The sequence below is a fragment of the Kosakonia sp. MH5 genome (assembly GCF_009935945.1).
Lineage (GTDB): Bacteria > Pseudomonadota > Gammaproteobacteria > Enterobacterales > Enterobacteriaceae > Kosakonia > Kosakonia radicincitans.
In genome coordinates this window covers 79,651-86,156 of record NZ_QODH01000015.1, presented here as the reverse complement: position 1 = coordinate 86,156, position 6,506 = coordinate 79,651, and the positions used below count along the sequence as shown (strand labels likewise).

5 protein-coding genes are annotated in these 6,506 nt (G+C 54.3%); 1 reads left to right on the top strand and 4 read right to left on the bottom strand.

Annotated features, from left to right (window positions below; genetic code table 11):
* Positions 1–128: 128 nt before the first annotated feature.
* The 4 genes from hemG to pepQ are packed head-to-tail and all read right to left on the bottom strand — an operon-like array spanning position 129 to position 4,120.
* Entirely contained in the window at positions 129–671 is a 543-nt protein-coding gene (gene hemG / locus DK872_RS25115) for a menaquinone-dependent protoporphyrinogen IX dehydrogenase (RefSeq protein WP_007369124.1), read from the bottom strand.
* Positions 672–682: 11 nt separating this feature from the next.
* Positions 683–2,134: a Trk system potassium transporter TrkH gene (gene trkH, locus DK872_RS25110; protein ID WP_161518939.1), complete on the bottom strand. Its 1,452-nt coding sequence runs from the start codon at positions 2,132–2,134 to the stop codon at positions 683–685.
* Between the two features lie 40 nt (positions 2,135–2,174).
* A complete protein-coding gene (locus DK872_RS25105) occupies positions 2,175–2,789 on the bottom strand; it encodes an IMPACT family protein (protein ID WP_007369126.1) in 615 nt (204 codons plus the stop codon).
* A complete protein-coding gene (pepQ, locus tag DK872_RS25100; protein WP_161518938.1) occupies positions 2,789–4,120 on the bottom strand; it encodes a Xaa-Pro dipeptidase in 1,332 nt (443 codons plus the stop codon). Before pepQ ends, DK872_RS25105 begins: the two co-directional genes overlap by 1 nt.
* A gap of 189 nt (positions 4,121–4,309) precedes the next feature.
* Here pepQ and fadB point away from each other — a divergent pair, with 189 nt between their 5' ends.
* Positions 4,310–6,499 carry a fatty acid oxidation complex subunit alpha FadB gene (gene fadB, locus DK872_RS25095; RefSeq protein WP_035889522.1) on the top strand — a complete coding sequence of 730 codons (2,190 nt, stop codon included), beginning with the start codon at positions 4,310–4,312 and terminating at the stop codon, positions 6,497–6,499.
* Positions 6,500–6,506: the final 7 nt, after the last annotated feature.

The following is a 6,506-nucleotide window of genomic DNA, read 5'->3' as shown; positions in this document are numbered from 1 at the left end:
ACCTGACAGGCCGGTGTGTATGCCGTTGTGCCGTGTCAGTGGAGGCGCATTATAGGGAGATAATTCTGGCTGACAAGCATAAAATTCAAAAAAATTATCGTTCGCTCATTTTTCAGGCACAGCGCCCGTTAAACGCCCGCTTTGCTGTTTAACTGAGCTATTTCACGGGCAAAATTCGCCACTTGCTGCCAGTCGGTATAGACAACTTCTTTACGTCTATCCGTTTCGCCGCCCGTCATCTTCATAATCAGTTGGATCATCAGTCGGTCGTACCATCGATAGTGCGGGTAACGCAGCGCACCGGCAAATACGGCGCAGCGATCCGGCTGCCAGGGCGACGACAGCAAAAACTTACGCGTATAGCTGTTCGTTTGCGGCGAGCTTTTCTCCGGTTTGCGCGCAACCAGGTTGACGGAGAAGAAAGCCCCTGGCAGCTTGTTTAATTGTGAGAGGTGCTTTTTCACAAAATTGGCCAACGCCGGATGAAAGTGCCCATAGCGAATGGACGCACCAATGACCACCCGCTCATATTTACTCCAGTCAATCTCTTGTGTGCGGTTCAGGTTAACCACATCCGCACAGACGCCAAGATCGTTAAGCTCTGAAGCCAGATAAGAAGCAATCTCCCGCGTTTGCCCATCCCGGGTCGAGAAAAGAATTAATGTTTTCACGTCACACTCCATTATTCGCGCCAGAAGGTCGGGGTAAACAGTACCAGCAGCGTGAAGACCTCCAGACGACCAAACAGCATATTCGCGATGAGTACCCATTTGGCGACCGGATTCATGCTGGCAAAATTATCCGCTACCACGCCCAGCCCCGGCCCAAGGTTATTGAGCGTCGCAACCACAGAGGCAAATGCTGAAAAATCATCAACCCCCGTGGCGATGATCGCCAGCATGCTGACGATAAAGACCAGCGCATAAGCGGAGAAGAAGCCCCACACCGCTTCAAGAATACGTTCCGGCAATGCACGATTCCCCAACTTAATGCTGTACACCGCATTGGGATGCACCAGTCGTTTCAGTTCGCGGTTGCCCTGCTTAAACAGCAACAGTATGCGGATCACCTTCAGACCACCGCCCGTCGAACCGGCGCAGCCGCCGATAAAAGCGGAACAGAGCAACAATACCGGCAAGAAAAGCGGCCAGCGGGAGATACTGTCGGTCGTAAATCCGGCCGTAGTCGCCATCGAGACCACCTGGAAGAAAGCCTGGTTAATCGTCGTCAATGCCGAGCTGTAGATATTGTGGAACCACAACACCACGGTGCAGATGACCACCAGCGTCAGTTGTACGCCGATAAACATTCTGAATTCCGGATCGCGCCAGTAAACTTTCAGGCTACGCCCGCTCAGCAACGAGAAGTGCAAACCGTAGTTACACCCGGAAATCAGCAGGAAGATAGCAATGATGGTGTTGATAGTAGGGCTGTTGAAATAGCCAATGCTGGCATCATGCGTAGAGAAACCGCCAATCGCGATGGTGGCAAAACTATGCCCAATGGCGTCAAAAGCTGACATTCCGGCAAACCATAGCGCCAGCGCGCATGCGACCGTAAGCAACACATAAATAAGCCATAGGGTTTTCGCCGTCTCTGCAATACGCGGGCGCATTTTGTTATCTTTCAGCGGCCCCGGCATTTCGGCGCGATAGAGCTGCATCCCACCCACGCCCAGAATTGGCAGGATGGCCACCGCCAGCACGATGATCCCCATCCCGCCGAACCATTGCAGCATCTGACGATAGAAAAGAATCGCGTGCGGCAGTGAATCCAGCCCAACCAGCGTGGTTGCCCCGGTCGTTGTCAGGCCGGAGAAGGATTCAAAAAAAGCATCCGTTACCGTCAGATTCGGGCTTTCGGAAAAGACGAACGGCAATGCCCCCACGCTCCCCAGCACCGTCCAGAACAGCACGACGATCAAAAAACCTTCTCGGGATTTCAACTCCCCTTTCTCGCGGCGGTTCGGCCACCAAAGAATGGAACCAATCACCAGTGCGACGAAGAAGGTTTGCGTGAATGCACGGCCCGCGCCATCACGGTAAATAAGGGCTACCAGTCCAGGTAAGATCATCGTTCCGGAAAAGAGGATGACCAGCAGTCCAACGATTCGGGTTATGGCGCGAAAATGCATCTCTGCCGCTTCCTTAGGTGTTCAGAAAATCAGGTGGGGATTATTCTTCAGTTTTTAACAATTGCAATGTGCCACGACTAAAATCAGCGAGCCTTGCCGAAAATGCGTCCAGTCTGCTGTGAGGAAGCGCCACCCGCAGATACACGGAAGCCTGATACTCGCTCGCAACAATTTTCCCCTCAAATTGCTCAAGCAACGTTTCGACTCCGCTCAACTGTGCGTAATCACACCACAAAGTATATTCGGTTAACGGCATTTTGCGGGTTGTCGCGAGTTGATTAAGCGCCTGCTGGACACCGCCACCGTAGGCTTTCACCAGCCCGCCGGTTCCCAATAAAATACCGCCGTAATAACGCACTACCACCGCCGTAATTTCGCCGACACCGCTGCCCATCAACTGAGCCAGCATCGGCTTCCCTGCAGTACCCGCCGGTTCGCCATCGTCAGAAAAGCCCAACTGCTGCGAATCATCCGGCGGCCCGGCAACCCACGCCACACAATGGTGGCGGGCGTCCGGGTGCTCTGCACGAACAGTGTCGACAAACGCCTTCGCCGCCTCCACGCCGTCGGTATGCGCCAACAGCGTGATAAAACGGCTCTTTTTGATCTCCTCGCTAAAGGTGACCGGCGCAGCCGGTATCAGCCAGCTCTCCATTACGCCAGCTTCTGATCCCGCGTCATATTTTCAATGCTGTTCTCATGGATAACCACGTTATCTTCGATGCGGATACCGCCAAACGGTTTTAGCGCGTCAATTTTATGCCAGTTGAAGTGTTTGCTGAGCGGCCCCTCGCGCCACGATGAGAGCAGCGATTCAATAAAGTAGATGCCCGGCTCAATGGTCAACACCATACGCGGCTCCATCACACGTGTGCAGCGCAGGTAGGGGTATTTTGACGGAGCCGCCAGATGCGTACCGCTGTCATCCTGCATAAAGCCCGCGACATCATGCACCTGCAGCCCCAACGGATGGCCGATACCGTGCGGCATAAACGGCCCGGTGATGTCCTGCTCAACCATTGCTTCCTCACTGATATCGGTGATGATTTGATGGCGGCGCAGCAGCTTCGCGATACGCTGATGGAACTGAATATGGTATTCAACGTAGTTGACGCCCGCTTTCATGGTGGCGATCAGCGCCAGTTGTTCTTCATTGACGTCTTTCACCAACTGCGCATAATCGGTGTCGCTGTTCGCCGCCCAGGTACGCGTCAGGTCGGCGGCATAACCATTGTATTCCGCGCCAGCATCCAGCAAGAAGCTGCGCATCTCAGCCGGTGCGCGGTGATCAAGTTTGGTGTAATGCAGCACCGATGCATGCTCGTTCAGCGCCACAATATTGCTGTAAGGCACATCGGTATCACGATGGCCGGTCGCGGTCAGATAAGCCAGATTGATGTCGAACTCGCTCATTCCGGACTGAAAGGCTTCATGCGCAGCACGATGGCCCATTACCGCCGTTTTCTGCGCTTCACGCATGCAGGCCAGTTCATAATCGGTTTTGTAGGCGCGGTGGTAATGCAGGTAATCGATCACCCCTTTCGGGTTGATGTTGCTGGCGGCGATGTCGAGGCCCAAAGCACGTTCGGCAACCGGGCCAATATAGGCGATATTGCCGCGCGCCGCAGGCAACTGGCTGCCAATGCCGTCCGCTTTCGGCAGAGCAATCACCTCAACCTCTTCGGTCCAGAAGGAAGTCGGCAGCGGTTCAACGTTGTGCCAGTAATCCACCGGCAGGTAGAACCACAGCTTCGGTTTGTTCACGCCATCCACCAGCAGCCAGCAGTTCGGCACCTGCGTCACCGGCACCCAGGCTTTAAACTGCGGGTTCACTTTAAACGGATAGGGATGGTCATCAAGAAAGACGTTAAATAGCTCGCCAGAGTGAATAAGTAACGCGTCGAGCTTAAAGCGCGCCAGCACATCACGGGTGCGTTCCTGTAACGTAACAATATGATTTTTATAAAGCGCTGCCAGTGAGTCCATCGTTTTTCCTTCTGTTTATTGCGACCTCAAGTCTCCGCATCTTAGCACACCTGCCTGCCACTGGGTGATTTCCACCGAGCGTGATCCGACTAGCAATTTTTTAATCATTTATTTGCAATTTATTAACATAAAAACCACACTCCGCTTCATCTGGTACGACCAGATCATCGCTGGATTCAGGAGACTGACATGCTCTACAAAGGCAATAACCTGTACCTAAACTGGCTGGAAGATGGCATCGCGGAACTGGTATTCGATGCGCCCGGCTCAGTTAACAAGCTTGATACCGCCACCGTCGCCAGCCTTGGCGAAGCGCTGGCCGTACTGGAAAAGCAATCAGATTTAAAAGGGCTGCTGCTGCGTTCAGAGAAAGCGGCCTTTATTGTCGGGGCCGATATCACCGAATTCCTCTCCCTGTTCCTCGTGCCGGAAGAGCAGTTGAGCCAGTGGCTGCACTTTGCCAACAGCGTGTTTAACCGCCTGGAAGATTTGCCCGTCCCAACGATCTCCGCGGTGAATGGCTATGCGCTCGGTGGCGGCTGCGAATGCGTGCTGGCGACAGACTATCGCCTGGCGACGCCGGACCTGCGTATTGGCCTGCCGGAAACCAAACTTGGTATCATGCCAGGCTTTGGCGGTTCAGTACGCATGCCACGCCTGCTGGGTGCAGACAGCGCACTGGAAATCATCGCGGCCGGGAAAGATGTCGATGCCGAACAAGCGCTGAAAATCGGCCTGGTGGATGGCATTGTGAAGCCGGAAAAACTGCGTGAAGGTGCCATTGCCATTCTGCGACAGGCCATTAACGGCGATCTGGACTGGAAAGCAAAACGTCAGCCGAAGCTGGAGCCACTGAAGCTCAGCAAAATTGAAGCTGCCATGAGCTTTACTATTGCCAAAGGCATGGTGATGCAAACAGCCGGGAAGCACTATCCGGCACCGATCACGGCGGTCAAAACCATTGAAGCTGCGGCAAGATTTGGCCGCGACGAAGCGCTGAAGCTGGAAAACCAGAGCTTCGTTCCGCTCGCCCATACCAACGAGGCCCGTGCGCTGGTCGGGATTTTCCTGAACGACCAATATGTAAAAGGTCAGGCGAAGAAACTGACCAAAAATGTCGAAACGCCCAAACAAGCTGCGGTACTTGGCGCAGGCATTATGGGCGGCGGCATTGCTTACCAGTCAGCCTGGAAAGGCGTACCGGTATTAATGAAGGATATCAACGAGAAATCCCTTGCACTCGGCATTAATGAAGCAGGCAAGCTGCTGAACAAACAGCTCGAGCGCGGCAAAATCGATGGTCTAAAACTGGCCAGCGTGATTGCGACCATTCAGCCAACACTGGAGTATGCCGGTTTTGAACGCGCCGACGTGGTGGTCGAAGCGGTCGTGGAAAACCCGAAAGTGAAAAAAGCGGTGCTGGCGGAAACAGAGGACAAAGTCCGTCCGGATACCGTACTGGCATCAAATACCTCCACCATTCCCATCAGTGAACTCGCCAGCGTGCTGAAACGCCCGGAAAATTTCTGCGGCATGCACTTCTTCAACCCGGTACACCGTATGCCGCTGGTTGAAGTGATTCGCGGAGAGAAAACGTCCGATGAAACCATCGCCAAAGTAGTGGCCTGGGCGAGCAAAATGGGCAAAACGCCGATCGTGGTCAATGACTGCCCAGGTTTCTTCGTCAACCGCGTACTGTTCCCTTACTTTGCCGGGTTTAGCCAGTTGCTGCGCGACGGCGCGGATTTCCGCAAAGTCGACAAAGTGATGGAGAAGCAGTTCGGCTGGCCGATGGGCCCGGCGTATCTGCTGGATGTTGTGGGTATTGATACCGCACATCACGCCCAGGCGGTGATGGCGGCCGGTTTCCCGCAGCGCATGCAGAAAGATTATCGCGATGCCATCGATGCGCTGTTTGACGCACACCGTTTCGGGCAGAAAAACGGGCTCGGTTTCTGGCGCTATAAAGAAGACAGCAAAGGCAAACCGAAGAAAGAAGAAGACAGCGCCGTTGACAGCATGCTGGCCGAAATCAGCAAAGGCAAACAGGATTTCAGCGATGAAGAGATTATTGCCCGCATGATGATTCCAATGGTCAATGAAGTGGTGCGTTGTCTGGAAGAAGGGATTATCGCCAGCCCTGCCGAAGCGGATATGGCGCTGGTGTATGGTCTTGGCTTCCCGCCGTTCCACGGCGGCGCGTTCCGCTGGCTGGATACGCTTGGCAGCGCAAAATACCTCGATATGGCACAGCACTATCAGCATCTCGGGCCGCTGTATGAAGTACCGGCGGGGCTGCGCGAAAAAGCGCGCCGCAACGAGCCTTATTACCCTGCGGTAGAACCTGCGCGCCCAGTGGGCGAGTTAAAAACGGCTTAAGGAGTCA

Coding starts and splice junctions, on each gene's coding strand:
- trkH (WP_161518939.1), bottom strand. CDS start 2,134: ATGCATTTTCGCGCCATAACCCGAATCGTTGGACTGCTGGTCATCCTC.
- DK872_RS25105 (WP_007369126.1), bottom strand. CDS start 2,789: ATGGAGAGCTGGCTGATACCGGCTGCGCCGGTCACCTTTAGCGAGGAG.
- pepQ (WP_161518938.1), bottom strand. CDS start 4,120: ATGGACTCACTGGCAGCGCTTTATAAAAATCATATTGTTACGTTACAG.
- fadB (WP_035889522.1), top strand. CDS start 4,310: ATGCTCTACAAAGGCAATAACCTGTACCTAAACTGGCTGGAAGATGGC.